Raw genomic sequence first — 21642 nt, 5'->3', positions numbered from 1 at the left:
GTGAACTGGCGCCCGATAGCGATCTGTCAGCGTTATTTGCGCTTGAGCAAGTTCGGATCGTTGCAGCGCTGATGCAGTCGCGTCGCCCGCGGGGGCAGACCCGCTCCAAGCGTGCGTTTATCAAGCGGGCACAGATGCAACAACTCTTCTTCGACGATGCGATTGCTCAGGCCCAACTCCAGTTCCGGGCAATCGAGATCGAGCCAGTCACCGTGTTGCAGCGGGGGTTCGCTGTCAGGATGGCCCAGGCCATGAAACACGTAGTGGACCATGCCTGGCTGCAGGAATTGTTCGTGTTGTTCGAGGAATCCCTGGGTGTATTTGCGCAGTGAGTGCCATTCCTTCAGATCGATATCGTACTCGCGATAGGAGATTTGCCTGTCCTGACGCTCGATACGAGCGTTGATCGACAACCGACACTGCAACTCTCCAAGAATCATTGCCGGAGCCAGTGCGCATTCGCGAAGACACGCCTGGTTGGCGTCCGGCGAGTCGAGGTTGCCGAGCAGTGGATCGTGCACTTCGTTACCGATGGTGAATCCGACAAAGTGCAGTTTGCCGAAGGAGTCGACCATATAAATGCAGACGATTCCTGGTTCACTGGCAATGCTCAGCGCCTGATAAGGAATGTTGAGCGCCTCGCCTTGCGTCTTGAGCAGACTGCCGTTGCCTTTGTAACTCCACGCCTGCTTTTTCGACATCGTCAGGTTGACCGTGCTGACCTGGGCGAGCAAATTATTGCCGGGTTTGAGTGGTGGCTGCAGGTCGATATCCTGGGTGCTGTCACTGGCGGGCAGATGCTTGAGATGCTCGGCCCAGCCGCGATGCCAGCGACTGCAATACTGCAATGTTTCATACAGCCCGCCCTGTTCGGGAAACATGCGCAGGTTCTGGCCCGTCTGGAAGTCGAACACACCGATGCCTCGGTGTTCATGCTGGCAAAGGTCGAGCAACATCAAATAATATCCCATGATCTCTAATCCTTGAGGGGTAGGCTGATCGGCAATGCGTTCGCGGCTGACAGGGCAGGGAGGGGTTGCAGATTGTCGCGCAGACCCAGCGACAACAGCAGGCCGCCGACGCTCCCGGCCAGTGCGACGTACAAGATCGATGGCAGGCCGAAATGCATAGCGGCGTATCCGGCGACGGCAGGTGACACGCCACCGCCAAGGATCTCGCCGAAGCCGACGACAATGCCGGTGGCAGTGGGAAGCAGCGCAGGTGGCACCGACTCGCTGGTCAACGGCCCGACGGTCATGCAGATCAGGCTGAAATTGAAGAACGACAAAAGGAACAGCAGCAGAAATAACAACCCGGTAATCGCCGGGCTGATGATCAACAGCCCCACCAACGTCGCGCTGGTCATGAAGGAAACAATGACCACCGGTTTGCGTCCCAGTCGATCCGACATCGCCGGAATGATCAACTGACCGATAAAACCACCAACCCCAAGGGCGGATATCACGACGGCCATCGACAGCGTTTCAAGGTGCATGTAGTCCGTGAGGTAACTGGGCAACATGGCACACAGCACGAACTGGCAAGTAAGAATGCAAAACATGATCAGGATGTTCAGGCTGACATTGCCGCTTTTGAACGCACTCAACCAGTTTGCCCACCCCCTGCCTGAAGCGGGTTGCTGATGTGCCGGCAAGGGCACCGGTCTATAGATTTTCCACAAATAGCCGGCCAGCAGTAGACCGGGCAACGAGATAATCGCGAAAACCATGCGCCACGAGTCGAATAGCTCCAACAGACTGGCAGCCAGCAATGGCCCCAGGCACAGCCCGAGAATCGGGAATAACGCCTGCTGGAAACCCAGATTCTGTCCACGGCGCTGCGGATGCGAAACCTCATCGGTGACGATGATACTGGTCGGTGTGAACGCGCCTTCGCAGAGCCCCATCAGCCCGCGGATGACGACCAGCCCGAAAAGTCCTCCTGCCAGAGCCGACATCCCCGAGAGCAGCGACAGCACTGCAATTGAAAGAACCAGCGCGGTCTTGCGACCCAATCGATCAATCACGTAGCCCGCGCCCAGGGCTGAAAAGCCCCAGGCGAAGGCCAGTGCTGCCGACAGCATGCCGAGGTCCTGATAATCCAGCTGCAAATCACGCATGATCACGGGAAACAGCGGCAGAATGATAAAGCGATCAAGCCCGACGAGGCCGAAACTCAAGGACAGCAGCAAAACCATCCGTTGTTCATAGTGCCGCTCGGGCGGCGTAGCGAGATTGTCTCTGATCATCGTTCATCCTCCATGTGAAACCATTAATCAGGTGCAATGAAGGGTTTGCGAAAGAGGCCGGGAAACCTTGGCGTCCTACAGACCGCCAAGGTTTCTTGCAGACTCAAACGTAGCCCCGGCAAACGTGGGAATCAGGCTACCCATTCACCCACGGCCATTTCGGCGGTGAAGCCCGGGCCGAAAGCTGCCAGCATGCCGACATCGCCGGAGTTAAGACCCGACTCAAACTGTCGCTTGAGCACGTCGAAAACCACAACGCTGGCAATGTTGCCGGCTTCGGCGAGGCTGTTGCGCGACTGCGAAACCCGGTTCGAGGCAAGGTCCAGTTGCAGGACCAATTCGTCAAGAATCTTGCGGCCGCCAGTGTGGAAGATGAAGAAGTCGTTCTGCGCACAGTTCTGTTCAAGCGTGTCGTAGTTGAGTTTCTCCATAATCGGTGCGACATCTTTAATAGAGTTCATGACGGCTTTATCCAGGGTAAAGTGGAAGCCGGTGTCCTTTACATCGTATTTAATGTAGTGCTCGCTCTTCGGCAGGAAGAAAGAGTTGGTGGAACGGATTTTGAACCCTGACGCTTGATCATCGGCGCGCAATACGCAGGCAGAAACAGCATCGCCAAAAAGTGCAGCGGAAATGAACGCGTGCAACTTGGTGTCGTCAGGCTGATAACACAACGACGAGAACTCCAGCGAGACAATCAACACATGATTACGCGAATCCAGTTTGGCGAAATCATTCGCCCGGTTAATTGCTGCAGCGCCGGCGACGCAACCGAGCTGGGCGATCGGCAACTGCACGGTAGACGTCGGCAGGTCCAGATCGTTGATCAGGTGTGCGGTAAGCGATGGCATCATGAAACCGGTGCACGAGGTGACCACCACCATACGGATGTCATTGGTCGTTAAGCCAGCGTTTTCAATGGCTTGGCGGGCAGCGGCGGAAGACATCTGGCGCGCTTCACGCTCATAGACGATGCTGCGATGAGTGAAGCCGGTGTGCACCGCCAGCTCGTCGATCGGCAGGATCAAATGCCGTTCGTTGACTTCGGTATTCTGGATCATACGTTTGGCCAGGGCCATGCGCGGATGGTCGGCGTGCAGGCTCTCCAGATGTTCAATCATCTGTTGCTGAGTGATCTTGTTTTTCGGGAACATTACGTGCGGGAGACAAAGAGTCGACATGATGAGTCCTCGGCCATATAAAGCCAATAAATAGTTTTTGGGATAATTCCCGATTTAAAAACGGCAGTTTGCTAACCCGGAGGAACAAGGGTTAAAAGCTTTTGGCGAGTAAAGTGTTTTTATAAGTAACGCAGTTCTTGTTTTAATATTAAAGCCGTCGAGCGCCAGAAACTAACGCTCGACGATTTTATTTATACGTCCAATACAAACTTGTAGGCGTATTGCCAGGCCAGGTTGCTTTCGCGCACATGTTTGCGTACGACCATGCGTACCGGCGCGCCGGTTTTAAGTTGTTCCGGATGAGTGATGTCAACGATTTCCGACGCGATCACCAAGCCATCGTCCAGACGAACCATCGCCATGCAGCGAGGCACAGTTTCGCCGTAGCCCATGGCGGCAAGGATCGGATTCTCGGCGTGAGCCATGACTTCGATCTTGCCGGTGCGGGCGCAGCGGTACGGTTTTACGTTCAGCGAATTGCAAGCGCCACAAACTGTACGACGCGGGAAAAAGATTTCCTTGCAGTCTTCGCATTGACTGCCTTCCAGACGATATTTGCCGCCGTGTTCTCGCCATTCGCGAAGCATGCTGGCAGTGGTCATCCGATGAATCTGTTCGGGGTACATAGACATGGTCCGGCTCCTTAGTCGTTGGAAAGAACGATCACTGAGTTGTGGGCGGCATAACCTCCCAGGTTTTGCGACACGCCGATGCGCGCGCCCTTGACCTGGTTGTCGGATTCACCGCGCAACTGCCGGAACAGTTCGGTGATGTGCAAAATGCCGTCACAACCGGACGCGTGACCGCGCCCAATGTTGCCGCCGTCGGTGTTCAATGGCAGCGGACCGTCAATACCGATGCCGCCTTCCAGGACAAAATCACCGGCCTGACCCTGCTTGCAGACACCCATCGATTCCATCTGGATCAGACCCGCGCCGAGCAAGTCGTAGACCTGCGCGACATCGATATCCTTCGCGGTGATTCCGGCCTTTTTATAGGCGATTTCAGCGCAAGCGATGGAGTTGGCCGAGACGGCCATGCCGACATTTTTTGGCAGGCCCGGGTGATGCAGGGTCGGGTTGTGAAAACGCGTGCCGAAGTAATGGGAAACGCCTGTATAGGCACATCCGCGAACAAATACTGGTTTGTCAGTGTATTTGTGAGCCAGGTGTTCGGCGACCAGAATCGCGCAACCGCTCGCTTCACCCCAAGCCAGCATCGAGCCAAAGGCTTCGCTGTTTTTCAGGGTGTCGATAGATGGAATCGCATGGCCGAAGCGCGTGGCATTCGGGGTGTTGTGCGCATAAATACGCATCTGCCGGCCAAAGGTCGCCAACACATCTGCTTCACGCCCGGCATAACCGAACTTTTCAAAATATTCCGCCGTCGCCAGGGCAAAAGCGTCGGTGTGGGAAATACCCAGGAAGTAGTCGTACTCACATTCGGTACTGGAACCGATGTATTCGGCATAGTTGAAGTGGTCGGTCATCTTCTCGAAGCCGCCGACCAGAACAATATCGTATTCCCCGGAGGCAATCATTTGATGGCCCATCTGGAACGACACGGAACTGCTGGTGCAGTTGGCGGTGCTCATGAACGTCGGCGCCGGGCTGATGCCCAAAGTGTCGGAGATGGTCGGCCCGAGACCGCCATATTCCGAAATGCCCTCGCCGTGATAACCGTAGGCCACACCCTGGATTTCCCGAGGATGCATCCTGGCATCTTTGATAGCTTTATAAGCCGACTCGACGATCATTTCCTTGAACGTCTGCCGGACCCTGGAACTTCCCGGTTTCGGCGTATAGGCGGCCGAAACGATTGCAACACGACGTGCGCACATGTACATGCTCCTTGCGTAGACAGGCGAAATCAGAGGTAGGCGGTGAGGGCGTAGTCAGCTCGCAAATACTTGAACTCGTATTTGATGGACGTGCCGTAATCTACGTACAGCTTGTTTTCGAGCGATTCGCGCAGTGGTTTGTTGCGCTTTTGGTAGGCCTCGATGGCAGGGGTAACCGTCAAGGCGATTGCGTCGCTGCCAGCACCGAAACCGTAAGACACCAGCAGGATTTTTTGACCGGGACGCGCCTGGTCAAGCACGTTAATCAAACCGAGTAGCGGGCTGGCAGCACCGGTGTCACCAACGCTGCTCGCGTAGATGCCGGGCTCAACCTGTTTCGGATTGAATCCCAGATGCTTGGCGAGAGAGTAGGGCGTGGACACCAGATTCTGCTGGAACACGACATAATCGTAGTCCTGCGGGCAGGTGCGCAATTTGGCCATCAAGCCTTCCGCCGCCCGGCGAGTCTGGTCTTCCAGGCCGATGCTGTTTTTGTCCGAGCCAAGCCCCATCCCGGAGCGAATATAACGATCGCCTTGCGGGCGAATGTTGTCGGCGACATCGGCTGCACAAGAGAAATTACCATCGAATTCTGCGATGACATTCTCCGTGCCCACCAATAAAGCTGCCGCACCGGCACCCGCATAGGATTCGGTCAGATCACCTGGGGCAGTGTTGCGATTGATAGTGTCAGCGCCGATTGCAAGGGCGCTGCCGGTCATGCCGGAAGCGACCAGTGCCTGGCAAATCTGCAGTGCAGAAGTGCCGGATTTGCCCGCAAACTGGACATCGGCGCAATAGGCGTCATAACCGGAGCCGAGCATTTCGAGGATGACAGAGGCCGAGGCACGGGAGTCATAGGGGTTGGTGCAAGTGCCCAGATACAGAGCCTCGACGCTACTGCCGGGGGCCATATCCAATGCACGCTGGGCTGCCAATACACCGAGAGTGATCACGTCTTCATCAGGTTGAAGAACTGCTCTTTCGACCACCCCCAACTGGTTTTGCACGAGATGGAGATCGGCGTTCTTCCAGACGTTAATCACTTCTTCGACTTTCAAGCGACAAACGGGAACGCCAGTGCCATAGCTCACTATTCCTGCTTTTTTCACGTTCATTTTCCTTTTGATTCCATTCGCTGTCAGAAAACAAGGGTGTTACGTCGCCGTATATCGTGAAACATACGGAAAACTATCTTTAAAGCCCCGGATATCGGAGTTTTGTCGTTTAGCCAGCAAAATCAGCCGTTTGGAGTTTCCGGACGGTTACTCAAAAAAGGGCGCTGATACTGCCACTTTGCCTCTCTCACTGCTATGATACGGTACGTATCGTTTCAGAATTAAAACTGCAGACTCGATAGTGCTAGAGGACGCTTACTTGCTCACACATCCTGCTCGAGGAGTCAGAAACCCCTAAAGTAACCAGAAAAGCTCGAAGCGAATTGATTGGAGTCAATGTTCAACGCGCTTACTCAGTCCGAAACGAAACGGACCGTTTCGTTGAGATTTTCGGAAATCCTATACCTTGCATTGTATTTGTCAAGCACCCTGCCTGGAGAATTTACTGTGGCTCGTACACCCTCTCGCAGCTCCATCGGATCCCTACGGAATCCCCACACGCACAAGGCGATCATCAGTTCGACAATTGAGATCCTCAAGGAATGCGGTTATTCGGGACTCAGTATTGAGTCGGTTGCCCGACGCGCGGGAGCGAGTAAACCGACGATTTATCGTTGGTGGAGCAACAAGGCTGCATTGATTGCGGAAGTCTACGAAAACGAAAGTGAGCAGGTCAGAAAGCATCCTGATCTCGGCTCATTAAAAGCGGATCTCGACTTTTTGCTGCACAATCTCTGGAAAGTCTGGCGTGAAACGATTTGCGGCGAAGCATTTCGCTGCGTCATCGCCGAGGCTCAGTTGGACCCTGTGACATTGGTTCAGTTAAAAAACCAATTCATGGAGCGCAGAAGGGAAATGCCGAAGAAATTGGTGGAAAATGCCATCAGCCGTGGTGAGTTACCGAAGGACACCAATCGCGAACTTTTGCTGGATATGATCTTTGGATTTTGCTGGTACCGGTTGCTGACCGAGCAGTTGGAGATGGAAAAAGATATCGAGGAATTTACGACTCTTTTACTAAACGGTATCAGTTCGAAGGGGTGATTCTGGTTTACGAAATGTTCCCCTTAGCCTCGTCGCTGGGGGGAACATTTTTTTTGCGGGTTCAGACAGCGCCGAACTCTCGATACAGTTCTGGCAGGAAACTGGCCAGATGGTTGAATTCGCACAGGTCATGAACGGCGAATTCATAGGCGAGAGTTTCCAGTTCCGCTTCGCCGAAACCGTTGGCCTCCATCAGTGCGGCAGCCTTTTCGGCACCAGGAAAACGCGACATCGACGGATGGCTGCCGACCCAGTAGCGGCTGGTGAGATGCAGGCCTTCCGGAGTTTCTTTGAATAGGTGCACCATCAGCGACACCGGCACTTCGGGTTGTTCCGCCAGGCTCATCAACGCGCTGACGCTACCATCGATTTTCGCGTCGCGGTACAGATCGGCACGCAAGCCCAGTTTTTCCGGGTCCTGGAAGTGGATATGCAGGTGCATCAGGCGATCGCCGACATATTCCGAGGCGCAGAAGGTGTTGCCGTACAAGCGCTGTTCGAAACTCAGGGACGTCTGCTTGAGGCGTTCGTGATTGACGCAGGGATTGCTGACATGGGCATAAGGAAACCACAGGGTATAGCGTTCGGCCTCCAGCGGGTGCCACATGAACCACCATTTCAGCATCGCTGCGGTCGCGCGCGGGAAAAATTTGCGACTCTGGACATACGCCATTGGCCCGGGCAGCAGGGCGTATCCCGATTCCTCGCTGACGAAGTCCGCCTCCAGCAACCGATTGATGTCCTCGATGCTCGGGGTCAGGGTCTGTTCCAGCGGCAGTGGTCCTTGCTGGATCTTGCACACGGCGGAAAGGGGGACATTCATCTGCGCAGAGAAATACTTGGCGTAGGGTTTGTCCTTGATCGCCTCGCGATTGCGCAGGAACTGCTTCTGCATCGGCAGAGAGAAGTAGGTGAACGGGGTCATTACGCGCGCATCCATTGCGGTGTTTTCCTTTGGCTAAATGGCCTTGGAGCTGACAACATTCGTCGCCGATATCCATGCCTTTCGAGGTATGTAGGTGATTTGAAGCTAAGCTTCATAAAAATAAAAGTCAAATTTGAATTTGAGTTAATAGGAGTTCATGCTCGTGTCCGGTCCGAATCAGGAAGCCTCTCTACGTGCTCAGCGACAAGATGGCCGGGTGACCCGCCAGCATATTCTGGAGACAGCAGGGCAGTTGTTTGCCGATCTGGGGTATGCCAACACCACCAGCAAACAGGTCTGCGAGAACTCCAACTCGAACGTGGCGTCGGTCAATTATCACTTCGAGAACAAGGAGGGCCTGTACCGTGCCGTGCTGCTCGAAGCCCATGACCGCCTGCTCAGCATCGATATATTGTTCAGCTTGAGCCAGAGCCCTGCCTCTCCCGAGGACAAATTGCGTTTGATCATCACTGTCCTGATCGAGCGCGTGCGCAATCATCGAGATGCCTGGGCGCTCAAGGTGTTGAGCCGGGAATTGCTGTCGCCTTCGAGTCTGCTGCCCTCGGTGCTGGAGCAGCAGGCCTATCCGAAAGCGAAGGTCTTTCGCGGCATTCTTGGGCAGATCCTGGGCTTGCCGGACGATCACCCAACCACGCTGCATTGTGCGCTGGGCGTATTTGCGCCTTGTCTTTTCCTGCTATTGGCCCACGAAGCGTTGAGCGAGAACGTGCTGCCGGGGCTGGAAATGGAACCCGCCGTGCTGATCGAGCACATGATGACTTACGCTCTCGCGGGCCTCAAAGCAGTGTCGGCGCAATAGATTTGACCAGCGCCGCGTCAAGCAAGCGAATGCGAGGGTTGCGAGTGATGCGCGTCATGCAAACGGGTTATTGCGCAGAAACCCGTGTCGCACTGTTGACCGCGTGGGTTCTTCTGTTGCGCAGTTGCACCCATTGCAACAGCGCAGCGACAACGGATACCGCGCCGGCACTGATCGCCAATGTCCACCCTGGCATCTGCAGCAGCAATATGAAGCCACCGGCCGCGGCGCCCATGGCGCTGCCCAGATAGAGTGCGGACTCGTTGAGCGCCACGGCCAGATTGCCGTCGCCCTTGTGATAACGCGCAGCGATCAGTTCGTTGTTCTGCGGCACTTGCAATGCCCAGCCTACGGCGCCCCAGACGGCAATCGGGATCATCGCCAGCCACGGTGTCACGGCAGCGGCAGCCGGCAATGCGAGCAACGAGACGCTGAGGATGAGCAGAATCAGGAACGTGAGCATCGGCCCCTTGATGCGATCCACCAGTGGTCCGACGAGGAAACTGCCCGCCACACCCCCCAGGCCCCAGACCCACAGGTACGGCGTGATGTTATCAACGCCGCCATAGGCCGGGTCAGCCATCAACGGCACCATGAAGGTGTACATGCCCAGACTGGCGACCGCCGCCAACAGCGAAACCAGCAGAATGGTCATCACGTTGCGATCGCCCAACAAGGCCAGTTTGCGACTGATCGGCAGCGCCGGCCCGGCGGAAATCGCGGGCAACTTGATGAGCAGGCCCAACCAGGAGATGAGGCCGAGAAACGCCACCAGCCACAGCGCCATCTGCCAACCGAACTGCTCGGCGAGCAGCAGACTGACAGGCACCCCAAGTACCGTGCCGCTGGCCATGCCGCCCATGATCACGGCAATCGCCTTGCCTCGCAGTTCCGGGGCTGAAACAGCGGCCGAAGCGGCGATGCCGGTGGCCAGATAAACGCCGGCGCCGATACCGGCGCCGGCTCGGCACACCAACAGGGCGACAAAGTCGTCGACCAGGGCACTGGCAACGTTGGCTGCCACGAACAACGCCAATGCGACCAACAAGCCAAAGCGTTGTCGCTGCGCAGGCAACATGGCCACGAAGACTGGCGAGCAAATACCGTAAGCAAGGGTAAACGCCGTGACCAGTTGTGCCGCGACGGCGACCTGCACATCAAAGGCCTGCTCGATCATCGGGATCAGGCCTGCGGTGACGTAAGACGCCATCCCCAGCGCAAAAGCGCCGATCGCAATGAGGTAAACGGGTGCCGGTATTGTTTGGGACATGAGTCACTCCTTGTGCTCTTGGCAACTTGTTGCGGACCGGGCGGATTCTTTAGCAGCCTGATCGTCAGTACAATGGCCACTGTTTATGGTGTTACTGGGAGTAACCGGATAATGGAAAGGAGTCTTGAGCGCACTCGACAGGACCTGGCTGAGTTTCTACGCAGTCGTCGAGAGCGCATATCACTTGCAGAAGCAGGGTTACCCCCGACGGGCAGACGCCGTACACCCGGACTGCGTCGAGAAGAAGTAGCGGCATTGGCCGGTGTTGGCTTGTCTTGGTACACGTGGTTCGAACAGGGACGCGATATTGGTGTGTCACCTGCTTTTCTGGATAATCTTTGCCGGGTTCTCAAGCTTGATGCAGTGGAACGTCGCCATCTCTATCTGCTTTCCCAGCAGCGACCGCCGGCCGAGGAGGGCAAGACCTGGTGCGTGGTTCCGCAGATCGTTCATCGGCTGATGGCGGATCTGCCGTTGCGACCCGCTTATGTGCTGAACCTTCGCTGGGATGTCCTGGCCTGGAACCCCGCAGCTGACAAGATTTTCAAGTTCTCCGAGAAGTCGCCCGAACAACGCAACTTTTTATCGATGTTGTTTACTGACGCGCGCACTAAGTCTCTTTTCCAGCCCTGGGACGACCAGGCGATACAGATGCTCTCCAGTTTTCGCCGGGACCATGTTCACGCCTCTAACGAAAGTGACGTTGCTTCACTGGTGCGTGAACTTGAGAGCGTCAGCGCGCCATTCAAAGATTGGTGGTCCCGGCAGGATATTCATGGTCCCTGCCAGGGTATTCGGCACTTGGCGATCGATTCATTTGGCGACGTCAGTCTGGAGCACACCACGCTGACGATCGATGTCGAACGGCATCTGCGCCTTGTGTATTACGCGCCAATCGAACAAGGGGGCGCACTGTTCGAGTTCGAGAAGTGGCTGGAGGAGGGTGTCGGTTTCCCCGGGGTTTGATTTCAGCGACATGGATATTGTCGGGGAAGCGCAAAGGGGTGAAGCAGGGTCGAGCGCGTCGACCCTGTGCCGTACGGTCAGATCACGAAAAACCCGTGTGTGCCGTCACGGCCCAACTGTGCCACCAGCCCGTATTCCCAATCCAGATAACCCTGCATGGCTTCGCGCGGGTTGTCGGTGCCTTCATACGGTCGGCGATAGCGGTCGATACGCGGCGACGCCAGGTGCTGCGGGCTCGCTTGCACCGGGAGTCCGGCTTCGATCCAGGCGCTGGTACCGCCGCGCAACACCACCACCGGGCGCTGGGTCAGTGCCTGCAACTGCGGCACTACCCAACGGGCCAGCAGGCTGCTGCCACAGGTCAAGACATAGCGCCGGGCCGACGGAATGTTCGCCAGCGCTGCCTGCAACTGACTGCGCAACACCCACCACGCACCGGGGATGTGACGCTGTACGTAAAGTGCACTGGCGGTGAAGTCCAGCACTTCCGTGCCCGGTTCTTTCAGCCAGTCTGCCAGCGTCTGCGGGCTGATTTCTTCGGCGGCAGGGACGGTCGGCAGCGGTGGTTGCCATGGGCCTTGTTCGCTGAAGTCGTTCGGGGTCAAGTCATCCAGCACGGCCACTTGCCAACCCATCTGTGCCAGCCAGGACGCACTCATGTTCGCCCGCACATTATCGTCATCCACCAGCACCAGGTGCGCACCGCGAACGCTGGCGAAATGATCGGTTTCCTGGACCAGTTGCCCGCCGGGTGTGGAGCGCGAGCCCGGCAAGTGGCCGGCAGCAAACTCTTCCGGCGTGCGCACATCGAACAAGTACGTAGTGCGGGTCGGGTCGGCTTGCCAGCGTCGCCACTCGGCCAGGCCGATGCGGCTCACGTTGGCGCGTTTGGCGACCGCGCGGGCGGCTTCGATGGCGAGTTTTTTGTTGTGGGCGCTGACGGGTTTGAAGCGCCGGTCCTGGCCATGCTCCAGGGTCTGGCCGGCGAGAGTCCAGCCGATGGTGCCATTGCGCAGGGCGGACACGGGGTTGGGAATCCCGGCGTTGACCAGTGACTGGGTGCCGATGATGCTGCGGGTGCGTCCGGCGCAATTGACGATGACCTGCGTTTGCGGGTTCGGAGCCAACTCGCGCACCCGCAACACCAGTTCGGCGCCAGGCACGCTGATGCCACCGGGGATACTCATGGTCTGGTATTCGTCAAAACGTCGGGCGTCCAGCACCACCACGTCGGCCTTGGCATCGAGCAGCGCCTGCACTTCTTCCGCTGCCAGGGACGGGGTGTGGCGTTCGGCATCCACCAGTTCACCGAAGGATTTACTGGGCACATTGACGTCCTTGAACAGCTCGCCACCGGCATCGCGCCAGCCTTGCAGGCCGCCCTCAAGCAGCGCCACATCGGTGTAGCCCAGCGTTTGCAAGCGTTCAACGGCGATGGCGGCCAAGCCTTCGCCATCGTCATACACGGTTACCTGGGTGTCTTTGCGCGGGACCCGTGCCAACACTTCCAGTTCGAGTCTGGACAACGAGATGTTAGCCGCAAACAGCGGATGAGCTTCGGCAAACGGCGCCTCTTCGCGCACGTCCAGCAACGCCAGTTCTTCGCGTGCCAGCAGAGCTTTACGGATATCGGCGTAACGGCGGATAGCGAAATCGGTCATTGCGGGAGCTCCTTCGACAAGTCCCAGAGATTAGGCAGCAGGCTGTTGGAATAGCCGGAGATGAAAGGTTTTTCAGTACCGTCCAGTCCATACACCGCGCGTTTAACCGCGCCGATGTTGGCGCCATACACGTGCACGCTGATCGACACCTGATCGCTGTAGGCATTGGCCACTTGGTGAATGTCGCCCACTGTTGGCGACAGCGCTTCGACCTGGCCCGGTTGCAAGCGCAGCGCTTCTCCGGTAGCTGTCAGTGCGCCGTCGGGTTGCCGGGCAAACCCTTGCGAATACTCCGCGCCACGCAACATACCGATCAGCCCCCAGACCCGATGATCATGGATCGGCGTGCGTTGCCCCGGGCCCCAGACAAAACTGACGATGGAAAAGCGTTGTCGGGAATCAGCGTGCAGCAAAAACTGCTGATAACGTTCGGGGTCGGGCTGGGCGAATGCCTCCGGCAGCCAGTCATCGACGCTGACCAGTTGCTGCAGCAAGCGGCTGCCCTGTTCAAGGATCGCTGCTTCACTAGGCTGTTCGTCGAGCAGCGTGGCCAGCTGTTCGATGAACTGGCGCAAGCGTGCCAGGTTCGGTGGCGCGAGTGGTTTGGACACAACGTTCTGGGGCATAAGCTCCCTCCGTGGAAACTGAAATAAACGCGAACTACACGGGCGAGCTAAAAGGTATTATTCTTTACGCACATTTTTCCAGTCATTTATTATGCGAAAAAAGAATGAAGATAGATGATCTGAACGCGTTCGTGGCAGTGATCCGCTGCCAAACCATCAGCCAGGCCGCTGATTCCTTGCAGTTGACCCAGCCGGCAATCACCCGGCGGGTGCAGAACTTCGAGGAAGCCTTGGGCGTCGAGTTACTCGACCGCAACACCAAGCCGCTAAAACCGACCAGCATGGGCTTGCGGGTTTACGGGCAGTGCCTGGAAGTGCTGCGCACCATTGATGCCCTCAGCGAATTGGTGGCCAGCGACGGCCCGCCCAGCGGTGCGTTGCGTATCGGCGTCCCGCAGACCATCGGCGATGTGGTGTTGCTTGACGCCCTTAGCCAGTTGAAAACCCTCTACCCGCAACTACAGACTTCGGTGGCCACGGGCTGGGGCAGCCATTTGCTGGGCAAGGTCGAGAACGGCGAACTGGACGTGGTCGCGGCGCTGTTTCCCGCCGGTAAAGTGTTTCCGGAGGGGGTGGTCGGGCGTTCACTGGCCAGCATGAGCCTGGTGGTGGTCGCCGCCAAAGGCGAGGTGCGCAAGCGCAACTGCAAACTCGCCGATTGCTATCAGCGCGGCTGGGTGCTCAACCCTGACGGCTGTGGTTTCCGCGCCGGCCTGCAGAGGGCCTTGAGCGCGCAGGGATTGTCGTTGCAAATCAACCTGGAAACGTTCGGCACCGAGTTGCAACTGGGGTTGATTGCCAATGGCTTGGGCTATGGTCTGGTGCCGTTGCCGTTGCTGGAAAACAGCAGCCATCGCGACAAACTAGAAATTGTCCCGGTCTTGGACTTCAAACCGGTGATTGATTTGTGGCTGATCCATCCGCGTTTCCTCGGCAACCTGCAAGAACCGGTCAGCGTATTTGGCGAAATGGTCGCTGCTCGGGTGGGCAAGCACTGATCGGCTTGATTGTTTCTTGCATATCGTCGATTTGAATAAATGCATTATTTCTATATTAGGTTAGAACTAAAACGAATTTCACGGGCAATTTTTATGTAGTTAGCATGGGGTTCGACGCGCTTAATCAGGGAAGTTGAAATGTCTGCGCCCCCCTTCGTTACACCGCTGGATCGCCTCAAGTCCATCGCCCAATGGCCCGCCGGGCGCGATCTGCTCGCGCGCTTGCTCAGCCCGTTGTTGCTGTTGTTGCTGTGGGAGCTGGCCTCGCGCACGGGACTGTTGCCACCGCGCATCATCGCCGCGCCCAGTGCGATTGGCGCCACACTGTGGCAGATGCTCGGCAGCGGCGAGTTGGCCGGCCACTTGTGGATTTCCCTGCAACGCGCCCTCAGCGGCCTGTCGATCGGGGTCAGCGTCGGCACCGTCCTGGCGCTGGTGGCGGGGTTGTCGCGACGCGGCGAGATCGCCATCGACTCGCCGATGCAAATGCTCCGAACCTTGCCGTTCCTGGCCATCGTGCCGCTGTTCATTCTGTGGTTTGGCGTAGGCGAAACGCCGAAAATCGCCTTGATTGCTCTCGGCACTACCTTCCCGATCTACCTCACGCTGTTTTCCGGTATCCGCGGCCTCGACCCCAAGCTTGTCGAAGCCGCAACGTTGCTCGGCCTCAAACGCTGGGAGCTGATCGTCCACGTGATCTTGCCCGGCGCCTTGCCTGCATTCTTTGTCGGTTTGCGCTACGCCTTCGGTATCAGTTGGCTGGGTCTGGTGGTGGTTGAGCAAATCAACGCCAGCGCCGGCATTGGTTACCTGGTCAACGATGCGCGGGACTTCATGCGCACGGACGTCATCGTCATCTGCCTGATCATTTACAGCGTACTGGGGCTGGGTATCGACGGCCTGGTGCGTTTGCTTGAACGGTTTGCGCTGGCCTGGCGCCCGACCTTTATCAGGAACTGACCATGACTGTGCTGCTTGCCAACCCCCCATTGCCAGCCGTCGAGTGCCGACAGGTCACTCGCCGGTTTGCCGGCCAGGCGGTGCTCGATCACCTCGACCTGGAGATTGCGCCCGGCGAATTTGTTGCCCTGCTGGGCAGTAGCGGTTCGGGTAAAACCACTTTGTTGCGAGCACTGGCCGGGCTCGACCGGATCGACGAAGGCCGGTTGCAGGTGCCCGAAGCGCTGGCGGCGGTGTTTCAGGAGCCGCGCTTGATGCCGTGGAAACGCGCCTGGCGCAACGTCTCTCTCGGGGTGCGTGGCGAAGGGGCGAAAGCGCGCGCGCTGGCGGCGATGACTGAGGTCGGCCTGGAACATCGGCTCAATGCCTGGCCAGGCACTTTGTCCGGAGGCGAAGCGCAGCGCGTCGCGCTGGCGAGGGCACTGGTCCGTGAGCCGAAACTGTTGCTGCTGGATGAACCGTTCGCCGCTCTCGATGCCTTGACGCGCATCCGCATGCATCAACTGATTATTGCGTTGTGGCGAGCGCACAACCCGGCGGTATTGCTGGTCACTCACGACGTTGACGAAGCAGTACTGCTGGCAGATCGGGTGGTGGTGTTGGACCACGGGCGCATCGCCGAACAGATCCAGATTCGCTTGCCGCGCCCGCGTCAGATCGCGACGCCGGCGTTCCATAATTTGCGTGCGCGCCTGCTGGAATTGCTCGGGGTCGACAGCGATCCCGACGTTGCCAGTGCCGCTGACGATTCTCAACCCTTGAGCAGGACCGGCAACCGATGAGCTTATCCACCGCGCAACCACGCGCCGAGCGTCAGGCTCGGCAACCCGATCTCGACGCCCCGGCATTCGCCGAACGGCTGGAAGCGCTCAGCGATGAATTCGCCGCGACGGCGGCTTATTACGACAAACACAGTGAGTTCCCCCACGCCAATCTGCTGCGTTTGCATGAGCACGGTTTGCTGGCGTTGACGGTGCCGCGCCGGCTGGGTGGCAGCGAGGCGACACTGGCCCAGGCGCGGCGGGTCGTCAGCGCAGTGGCTCGCGGCGAACCGTCCACCGCGTTGGTGCTGGTGATGCAATACCTGCAGCACACGCGATTGCAAGGTAATCAGGCCTGGCCGCTGCACTTGCGCGAACGGCTGGCACGCGAAGCAGTGGAAGAGGGCGCATTGATCAATGCGTTGCGGGTCGAGCCGGATCTCGGCACACCGGCCCGTGGCGGCTTGCCCAACACCATTGCGCGACGCGTGGACGGTGGCTGGTTGCTCAGCGGCCGGAAGATTTACTCCACCGGCATCCCCGGCCTGACCTGGCTGGCGGTCTGGGCGCGCAGTGACGACAGCGAACCGCACGTGGGCACTTGGCTGGTGCATCGGGATACGCCGGGGATTCGCATCGAGGAAACCTGGGATCACTTGGGCATGCGCGCTACCGGCAGCCACGATGTGATTTTCGAAGACGTGTTCGTCGCCACCGAATACGCCGTGGACATTCTGCCGGCCAACGTCCCGCGTCCCTCGGAACTGGACAGTACCGGCGTGTTGTGGCTGGCAGTGCTGCTTTCGTCGATCTACGACGGCGTAGCACGCGCCGCCCGTGACTGGTTAGTGGGCTGGCTTGCCGAGCGCACGCCGGCCAATCTGGGGGCGCCGCTGTCGAGCCTGCCGCGGTTTCATGAACTGATCGGGCGCATCGATGCGTTGCTGTTTGCCAACCGCGTGCTGCTGGATGCCGCGGCGCAAGGACGGGTCGATCCGAGCGAAGCCACGCAGGTCAAATACCTGGTCACCAGCAACGCCATCAGTGCCGTCGAATTGGGGATCGAAGCCATCGGCAACCCGGGCTTGGCCCGTGGCAATCCGATCGAGCGGCATTACCGCGACGTGTTGTGCAGCCGGATTCACACCCCGCAGAACGACGCGATCCTCGGTGCCGTCGGCCGCGCCGCATTTGCTCTGCCGAGCCGGGGCGCCCAGGCATGACGCGCATCGCCAGTCAGTTGGACGCGACGCTCAATCAACGCCTGCGAGCGCAATTACCCGATGTTGAAGTGCTTGAGTTACCGCGGGGGTTGCCAGCGAATCTGCCGGCGGATGTCCAGGTGTTGCTCGCCGCCCCGCATGCCGATTTTCGGGATGCGTCGGCGCCGCCACCCGGTTGGCCGTTTGGTTTGCGGCTGGTCCAACTGGTGACCAGCGGCATCGATTATTTCCCTCGCTGGCTGTTCGACAGCTTGCCGGTGGCGAGTGCGCGAGGTACTACCGCAGAGACGATGGCCGAGTTTGCCCTGGCCGCGATTTTCACGGCCGCCAAGCAACTGCCGGACGTCTGGATCAACGACGCGGCGCACTGGCTGCAGCGGCCACTGGCTTCGGTGTCCGGCAGCACGCTGGGGCTGTTCGGTTTCGGCAGTATTGCCCAGGCCCTGGCACCGAAAGCGCAGGCATTGGGGATGCACGTGCTCGCGCTGCGTCACTCCGCGCAACCCTTTGAAGTGCCCGGCGTGCGCGCGGTGGCGGACATTCATGAGTTGTTTGGCCGTGCCGATCATGTGCTGCTGGCGGCACCGGTCACGCCCGCGACACAGCACATCGTCAGCGAAGCGGTGCTGGCGTCAGCCCGGCCGGGGCTGCATCTGATCAACCTTGCGCGCGGGGCGCTAATCGATCAGCACGCGTTGTTGCGCGCCCTCGATGCCGGGCAAGTTGGCTTGGCGAGTCTGGATGTCAGCGACCCGGAACCGCTGCCGGCGGGGCACCCGTTTTACCGTCATCGACGCATCCATTTATCACCGCACACCTCGGCCAATTCGCCGCAGGTGTACCTCAACATTGCGCGCTTGCTGGGGCGCAACATTGAACGCCAGCGCAAAGGGCTGCCATTGGAAAACCCGGTGGAGATCAGCCGTGGATATTGAAAGGAGTCAGCCATGAGCACAGCCAACGCAATTCACCGGCCGGGGGTGTACGACTTGCCGCGCGACGGCCACACCGTGTTTCGCTGGGAGCACCCGCCGCAGCACGAGAGCGTTGAGCAGGAACGGTTGCAACGCAAACAGAGCCTCGCAATCGCGTTCCGGGTGTTTGCCCTGCAAGGATTTGATATGGGCGGCGCCGGGCACATCACGGTGCGCGACCCTGGGCGGCCGGATCACTTTTGGGTCAACCCGGTGGGCGTGTATTTCGGTCATTTGCGGGTGTCGGATTTGTTGCTGGTCAACCCTGACGGCGAAATCCTCGAAGGCGAGGGCGCGTTGAACCTGGCCGCGTTCGCCATCCATGCCGCGCTACATGAAGCCCGCCCGCAGGTGATCGCCGCGGCGCATGCACATTCGCTGTACGGCAAGGCCTGGTCGAGTCTGGGACGCTTGCTGGACCCGCTGACCCAGGACGCCTGTGCCTTTTATGAAAAGCACGCACTGTTCGACAATTTTTCCGGGGTGGTGCTGGACACCAGCGAGGGCGCGCGCATCGCCCAGACCCTTGGCGAACACAACGCGTTGATCCTGCAAAATCATGGCCTGCTAACCGTTGGCCAAACCGTCGAAGCGGCCGCCTGGCGTTTCATCGCGATGGACAACGCGGCACGCACGCAACTGCTCGTCGAAGCGGCGGGTTCACCACGGCTAATCCCGCATGACGTTGCGCGACACACGGCCAGACAGGTCGGTACTGAGTTTGGCGGCTGGTTCAGCTTCCAGCCGTTTCGCGAACGGATTTTGCGCGCAGAACCGGATGTTCTGACTTAAGGAGTTGCACCATGCACCGTCGACGTTTTCTCGAACTCTCGGCGCTGGCCGGCCTCGGCGCATTCAGCGTCGGCCTGCCACGCTTCGGCCTGGCCGCCAACGACTTGCGTGGGGTCACGCTGAACGTGGCGACCTACAAAGGCGCGGCCCCGACATTCTTCGCCGAAGCGGGAATCGAGCCTGCGCCTTACACCGTCAAATACGCCGAGTTCACGGGCGGCAATCTGAGTTTTGAAGCCTTGGTGAGCGGCACCCTGGACATCTCGCCAATGAGTGAGATACCGCCGATATTCGGGATCAAGAATCACGCCCCGGTGAAGCTCATTGCGGTGTTGACCGGTGACGTCAACAACCAGGCGTTCATCGTGCCCAAAGGCTCTGACGTGCAGTCGATCGCGCAACTCAAGGGCAAGCGAATCGGCTACATCCGCTCGACCAGTTCACACTATTTTTTACTTAAAGCGCTGAAGGAGCAGGGCCTGACGTTCAATGACATCGTGCCCATGGCGTTGACACCGCAAGACGGTTTTGCCGCGTTTCAGAACGGCGCGCTGGATGCCTGGGTCAGTTTTGGCTACTTCATCCAGCTCGCCGAGCAACGCACCGGGGCCCGCGTCTTGAAAACCGGTCAGGGCTATCTGTCCGGCAATTACGTGATCGCCGCCAATCAGAACAGCATCGCCGACCCACTCAAACATCAGGCGATTACCGATTACATCCTGCGCGAGTACCGTGCCTGGCAATGGATTGCGGCGCATCCCGAAGAATGGGCAACCAAGAGTGCGAAGATCCTTGGCATGCCACGGGAAGTGTTTCTGGCCCAGTACCGTGCCCAGAGTGGTCCGCGTCTGCTGCAACCGGTGGCCGATGCAGCGGTGAAATCCCAGCAGGATGTAGCCGATCTGTTTTTCGAGGCCGGGGTGTTGCCGCAGCAGCTCGACGTGTCCGGTTTGTGGGACCGCAGTTTTCACTGGAGCTGAACCCGCATTTCCATATCCAACACTTGCCAGGGAGGGCATGCATGCTTACTTCTTTTGCGCGCTGCTGCGCAGTGCTGTTGTGCCTGATCAGCGCTTTCACCCACGCCGGGGAAACCGTCACGCAACTTCACCAGCGCCTCACCGTCCTCGACAGCCACCTCGACACTCCGATGCAACTGGCGCGTCCCGATTGGGACATCACCCAGCGGCACAGCTTTGGCACCGACCTGTCCCAAGTGGACGTGCCGCGCATGAAGGAGGGCGGGCTGGACGGTGGTTTCTGGGCGATATTCACCCCGCAGGGCCCGCTTACTGCCGAAGGCCGGACACTGGCCAGCGAACATGGCCTGGCGGTGATCACTCGCATTCGCGACATGGTTGCGGCGCACCCCAAGGATTTTGCCTTGGCGTTGCGCGCCGAAGACGTACCGGCCATCGTCGCGCGCCAGCAGCGGGTGGTGTTTATCAGCATGGAAAATGCCGAGCCGCTGGCGGCTGATCCGCAACGATTACAGACCTATTACCGACTGGGGTTGCGCATGCTCGGGCTGGTGCATGCGGCCAACAACGATTTCGCCGATTCGGCCACCGCGTTGCCGCAATGGCACGGCTTGAGCCCGGCGGGTCGAGCGCTGGTGCTGGAGGCCAACCGGCAGGGGATTTTGCTCGATGTGTCGCACGCCTCGGATCAGGTGTTCGATCAAGTGCTGGAGCTGTCCAGTGCCCCCATCATTGCTTCGCACAGCAGCAGTCGGGCGATCACGGCGCACCCACGCAACCTCGACGACCAGCGTTTGCGCCGGTTGGCGGCGAAGGGCGGCGTGGTGCAGGTCAACAGCTTTCCCAGTGACTTGATCAACCGCGAGCCCAACCCCGAGCGCGACAAGGCGCTGGGCCCGCTGTACCGCGAGTTTCGCCTGGCGGCGAGTCTCAGCCCGGCCGAGGTGGCGGACCTGGCCGCGCGTATCCGCGAGGTCGAAAACCGCTACCCGCAGCCGCAAGCGAACCTGGATGATTTCATCAGGCACCTGCTGCACATCCTGCAAGTCGTCGGCGCGGACCATGTCGGGATCGGTGCCGACTGGGACGGTGGCGGCGGGGTGCAAGGCTTGAGTGATGTGTCGCAGTTGCCGCGGATTACCGAGCGCTTGCTGGCGGCGGGTTACACCGAAAGTGAGGTGGCGAAGATCTGGGGCGGAAATTTGCTGCGGGTGCTTAGCGAGGCGCAGCGCACACATTGATCGGCTTGGATCGA

At 58.9% G+C, this 21642-nt stretch carries 21 protein-coding genes; 11 read left to right on the top strand and 10 right to left on the bottom strand.

The window, feature by feature from the left end; genetic code table 11:
- Window positions 1-32: 32 nt before the first annotated feature.
- The 6 genes from ACIOWE_RS01265 to ACIOWE_RS01240 all read right to left on the bottom strand — a co-directional run bounded on the left by ACIOWE_RS01265 (window position 33) and on the right by ACIOWE_RS01240 (window position 6387).
- Window positions 33-971, bottom strand: a complete 939-nt coding sequence (locus ACIOWE_RS01265; RefSeq protein ID WP_401386317.1) for a fumarylacetoacetate hydrolase — start codon at window positions 969-971, stop codon at window positions 33-35.
- A 5-nt stretch (window positions 972-976) separates the two neighbouring features.
- A complete protein-coding gene (locus tag ACIOWE_RS01260) occupies window positions 977-2248 on the bottom strand; it encodes an MFS transporter (protein ID WP_401386314.1) in 1272 nt (423 codons plus the stop codon).
- 131 nt (window positions 2249-2379) lie between these two features.
- The gene (locus ACIOWE_RS01255) at window positions 2380-3429 is read right to left on the bottom strand and encodes a type III polyketide synthase (RefSeq protein ID WP_213028793.1); all 1050 of its coding nucleotides are present in this window, start codon (window positions 3427-3429) and stop codon (window positions 2380-2382) included.
- A 191-nt stretch (window positions 3430-3620) separates the two neighbouring features.
- A complete protein-coding gene (locus tag ACIOWE_RS01250; RefSeq protein ID WP_201233415.1) occupies window positions 3621-4061 on the bottom strand; it encodes a Zn-ribbon domain-containing OB-fold protein in 441 nt (146 codons plus the stop codon).
- A gap of 11 nt (window positions 4062-4072) precedes the next feature.
- Window positions 4073-5269, bottom strand: a complete 1197-nt coding sequence (locus tag ACIOWE_RS01245; RefSeq protein ID WP_277757822.1) for a thiolase family protein — start codon at window positions 5267-5269, stop codon at window positions 4073-4075.
- A 29-nt stretch (window positions 5270-5298) separates the two neighbouring features.
- Window positions 5299-6387 (bottom strand): hydroxymethylglutaryl-CoA synthase, encoded by a 1089-nt coding sequence (locus tag ACIOWE_RS01240; RefSeq protein ID WP_401386309.1) that lies wholly within the window; start codon window positions 6385-6387, stop codon window positions 5299-5301.
- A gap of 447 nt (window positions 6388-6834) precedes the next feature.
- On the opposite strand from ACIOWE_RS01240, the gene ACIOWE_RS01235 reads away from it, so the two are divergent.
- Window positions 6835-7431 carry a TetR/AcrR family transcriptional regulator gene (locus tag ACIOWE_RS01235; RefSeq protein ID WP_103302446.1) on the top strand — a complete coding sequence of 199 codons (597 nt, stop codon included), beginning with the start codon at window positions 6835-6837 and terminating at the stop codon, window positions 7429-7431.
- A gap of 61 nt (window positions 7432-7492) precedes the next feature.
- On the opposite strand, the gene ACIOWE_RS01230 is transcribed toward ACIOWE_RS01235, so the two are convergent.
- The gene (locus tag ACIOWE_RS01230; protein ID WP_401386306.1) at window positions 7493-8371 is read right to left on the bottom strand and encodes a DAPG hydrolase family protein; all 879 of its coding nucleotides are present in this window, start codon (window positions 8369-8371) and stop codon (window positions 7493-7495) included.
- Window positions 8372-8513: 142 nt separating this feature from the next.
- Between ACIOWE_RS01230 and ACIOWE_RS01225 the strand changes: the two genes are divergently transcribed.
- Window positions 8514-9176 carry a TetR/AcrR family transcriptional regulator gene (locus ACIOWE_RS01225; protein ID WP_401386303.1) on the top strand — a complete coding sequence of 221 codons (663 nt, stop codon included), beginning with the start codon at window positions 8514-8516 and terminating at the stop codon, window positions 9174-9176.
- Window positions 9177-9243: 67 nt separating this feature from the next.
- On the opposite strand, the gene ACIOWE_RS01220 is transcribed toward ACIOWE_RS01225, so the two are convergent.
- Window positions 9244-10446: an MFS transporter gene (locus ACIOWE_RS01220; RefSeq protein WP_401386300.1), complete on the bottom strand. Its 1203-nt coding sequence runs from the start codon at window positions 10444-10446 to the stop codon at window positions 9244-9246.
- 111 nt (window positions 10447-10557) lie between these two features.
- On the opposite strand from ACIOWE_RS01220, the gene ACIOWE_RS01215 reads away from it, so the two are divergent.
- Window positions 10558-11412: a helix-turn-helix transcriptional regulator gene (locus ACIOWE_RS01215; protein WP_401386297.1), complete on the top strand. Its 855-nt coding sequence runs from the start codon at window positions 10558-10560 to the stop codon at window positions 11410-11412.
- Window positions 11413-11489: 77 nt separating this feature from the next.
- Here the strand turns inward: ACIOWE_RS01215 and ACIOWE_RS01210 are convergent, their stop codons facing one another.
- Window positions 11490-13073 carry a rhodanese-related sulfurtransferase gene (locus ACIOWE_RS01210; RefSeq protein WP_401386294.1) on the bottom strand — a complete coding sequence of 528 codons (1584 nt, stop codon included), beginning with the start codon at window positions 13071-13073 and terminating at the stop codon, window positions 11490-11492.
- Window positions 13070-13699, bottom strand: a complete 630-nt coding sequence (locus ACIOWE_RS01205; RefSeq protein ID WP_401386291.1) for a cysteine dioxygenase — start codon at window positions 13697-13699, stop codon at window positions 13070-13072. Before ACIOWE_RS01205 ends, ACIOWE_RS01210 begins: the two co-directional genes overlap by 4 nt.
- Window positions 13700-13803: 104 nt before the next feature.
- On the opposite strand from ACIOWE_RS01205, the gene ACIOWE_RS01200 reads away from it, so the two are divergent.
- The 8 genes from ACIOWE_RS01200 to ACIOWE_RS01165 all read left to right on the top strand — a co-directional run bounded on the left by ACIOWE_RS01200 (window position 13804) and on the right by ACIOWE_RS01165 (window position 21628).
- Window positions 13804-14697, top strand: a complete 894-nt coding sequence (locus ACIOWE_RS01200) for a LysR family transcriptional regulator (RefSeq protein WP_401386288.1) — start codon at window positions 13804-13806, stop codon at window positions 14695-14697.
- A 138-nt stretch (window positions 14698-14835) separates the two neighbouring features.
- The gene (locus ACIOWE_RS01195) at window positions 14836-15657 is read left to right on the top strand and encodes an ABC transporter permease (RefSeq protein WP_401386285.1); all 822 of its coding nucleotides are present in this window, start codon (window positions 14836-14838) and stop codon (window positions 15655-15657) included.
- Between the two features lie 2 nt (window positions 15658-15659).
- Window positions 15660-16439, top strand: coding sequence for an ABC transporter ATP-binding protein (locus tag ACIOWE_RS01190; protein WP_401386282.1), 780 nt, complete (start codon window positions 15660-15662; stop codon window positions 16437-16439).
- A complete protein-coding gene (locus ACIOWE_RS01185; RefSeq protein ID WP_401386280.1) occupies window positions 16436-17641 on the top strand; it encodes an acyl-CoA dehydrogenase family protein in 1206 nt (401 codons plus the stop codon). Before ACIOWE_RS01190 ends, ACIOWE_RS01185 begins: the two co-directional genes overlap by 4 nt.
- Window positions 17638-18576: a D-isomer specific 2-hydroxyacid dehydrogenase family protein gene (locus ACIOWE_RS01180; protein ID WP_401386277.1), complete on the top strand. Its 939-nt coding sequence runs from the start codon at window positions 17638-17640 to the stop codon at window positions 18574-18576. The genes ACIOWE_RS01185 and ACIOWE_RS01180 overlap by 4 nt, the downstream gene beginning before the upstream one ends.
- A gap of 12 nt (window positions 18577-18588) precedes the next feature.
- Window positions 18589-19407 carry a class II aldolase/adducin family protein gene (locus ACIOWE_RS01175; protein WP_401386274.1) on the top strand — a complete coding sequence of 273 codons (819 nt, stop codon included), beginning with the start codon at window positions 18589-18591 and terminating at the stop codon, window positions 19405-19407.
- An 11-nt stretch (window positions 19408-19418) separates the two neighbouring features.
- Window positions 19419-20387 carry an ABC transporter substrate-binding protein gene (locus ACIOWE_RS01170; RefSeq protein ID WP_401386272.1) on the top strand — a complete coding sequence of 323 codons (969 nt, stop codon included), beginning with the start codon at window positions 19419-19421 and terminating at the stop codon, window positions 20385-20387.
- A gap of 41 nt (window positions 20388-20428) precedes the next feature.
- Window positions 20429-21628, top strand: a complete 1200-nt coding sequence (locus tag ACIOWE_RS01165; RefSeq protein ID WP_401386269.1) for a dipeptidase — start codon at window positions 20429-20431, stop codon at window positions 21626-21628.
- The last annotated feature ends 14 nt before the right edge of the window (window positions 21629-21642 follow it).

Source organism: Pseudomonas sp. NPDC087598 (genome assembly GCF_044743525.1).
In the GTDB taxonomy this organism is placed as follows: Bacteria; Pseudomonadota; Gammaproteobacteria; order Pseudomonadales; family Pseudomonadaceae; genus Aquipseudomonas.
Note: the sequence above shows the minus strand (reverse complement) of the source record. Positions and strands in the feature narration are given on the sequence as shown.